Here is a 1,553-nt window from a genome sequence, read left to right on the forward strand (position 1 = left end):
AGTTGTTGCTGGACGTCTTCGCTTGCTTCGTTGGCGCAAGCCGCAGGGCACAGATTATAGCGGGAATGGTCATCGACCATTGTGAGTGGATGGCAAAATACACGGTGCCGAAACGCGAAGCGCCCTTTGAAGTCCATCTGCCACAGATCGTTCGGTGCGGGGTGCTCGAACCGCGTGTAATGGGGAGGATGCTGCTGCGCCGGGACTCGATCGTTCCGCTGCAGGATGGCGTGCACGGTCGAGGCTGACGGAAGGGCCGGCGTCATCATCAGGCGGCGGCGAATCTTGCGCGCTCCCCAGGCCGGATGAACGTCCCGGATCTGCAGGACAGCCGCTTCGACCGTCTTGCCGCTTCGCTTCGGCGAGTTGTGCGGGCGTCGGCTGCGATCCTGCGCCCAATCCGCATCGCCCGAGGTGGCTCGCTTCAGCCATTTGTAGGCGGTCTTAGGGCTGATCCCGAACCGGCGACATAGCTCCTGCCGGTTCACCTCCGGCTGCTGAAACAAACGGATGAACTCAATCCTCTGATCCATGAGTAACACCTTGGGCCACGGCATCCCGGCCTCCTGAGCCTGTCGATGCCATCAATGTGTTACCCATGTCTCCGAACAGCCGTTACCTATCTCTCCGGGCCATACAACGAGGCCGGCCACGACGGAGTCTCGTCGATCACCCGCATTGACCCCGCCGCGCAAATCGCGCAACTCGCGGACAGACGCGTGATGCGGGGTGGGTGATGTTCTTCGTAGCTTCCAAACTGCTCGGCTTCTTCGCCTATCCGTCCAATCTGATCGCGACGCTGTGCGGGCTCGGCGTCGTGCTGATGCTGACGCGGTGGCGGAGGGCAGGGGCGCGGCTTGCGGTGTTCGCCATTGCGGCGCTGCTGATCGCCGGCTTCTCGCCGCTCGGCAACGTGTTGCTACTGACATTGTCGGAACGCTTTCCCGCCTGGCACGATAACGGCCGGGCGCCGGACGGCATCATCGTGCTCGGCGGCGGCATCGACTCCGATGTCAGCGCGGCGCGCCACGATGTCGAACTCGACGCTTCGGCCGAGCGTATTCTGGCGATGCTCGAACTGGCGCGGCGCTATCCGCAGGCGAGGATCGTTTACAGCGGTGGCAGTGCCAATCTGTTCGATGCTTCTGCGGCGGAAGCGCCGATCGCCGGCGCGCTGCTGCAGCGCTTCGGCGTCGCCAAGGATCGCATTCTGCTCGAGGAGAAGTCGCGGACCACGCTGGAAAACGCGATGTTCAGTCGCGACCTGGTGAAGCCCAAGCCCGGCGAGCAATGGCTGCTGGTCACGTCCGCGTTTCATATGCCGCGTTCGATGGGTGTGTTTCGCGCGGCCGGGTTCGACGTCACAGCCTATCCGGTTGATTGGCGGACACGAGGCTGGAGCGATGCGCTGCAGCCGTTCGATCGGTTGAGCGGCGGCCTCGCGCGCTGCGACGTTGCGGTCCACGAATGGGCGGGGCTCGTGGCCTACTGGCTGCGCGGCCGAAGTACGTCGCTGTTGCCGGCGCCGTGAGGCGCCTCAGTCGTGGCGCGGC

At 64.3% G+C, this 1,553-nt stretch carries 2 protein-coding genes; one reads left to right on the top strand and one right to left on the bottom strand.

Annotation, left to right across the window (positions count from 1 at the left end):
* Positions 1 to 557, bottom strand: a 557-nt coding sequence (locus tag I5M_RS32480; RefSeq protein WP_040771893.1) for a helix-turn-helix domain-containing protein, incomplete at its 3' end; no start/stop codon positions are given.
* Positions 558 to 736: 179 nt separating this feature from the next.
* Between I5M_RS32480 and I5M_RS25295 the strand changes: the two genes are divergently transcribed.
* Complete coding sequence (locus I5M_RS25295; RefSeq protein ID WP_031337539.1) at positions 737 to 1,531, top strand: YdcF family protein; 795 nt, start codon at positions 737 to 739, stop codon at positions 1,529 to 1,531.
* Positions 1,532 to 1,553: the final 22 nt, after the last annotated feature.

Source organism: Rhodopseudomonas sp. B29, assembly GCF_000333455.1.
Lineage (GTDB): Bacteria > Pseudomonadota > Alphaproteobacteria > Rhizobiales > Xanthobacteraceae > Rhodopseudomonas.

What these genes read in the sequence shown, in the direction of transcription:
- I5M_RS25295 (WP_031337539.1), top strand. Translation starts at nt 737, where the DNA reads ATGTTCTTCGTAGCTTCCAAACTGCTCGGCTTCTTCGCCTATCCGTCC.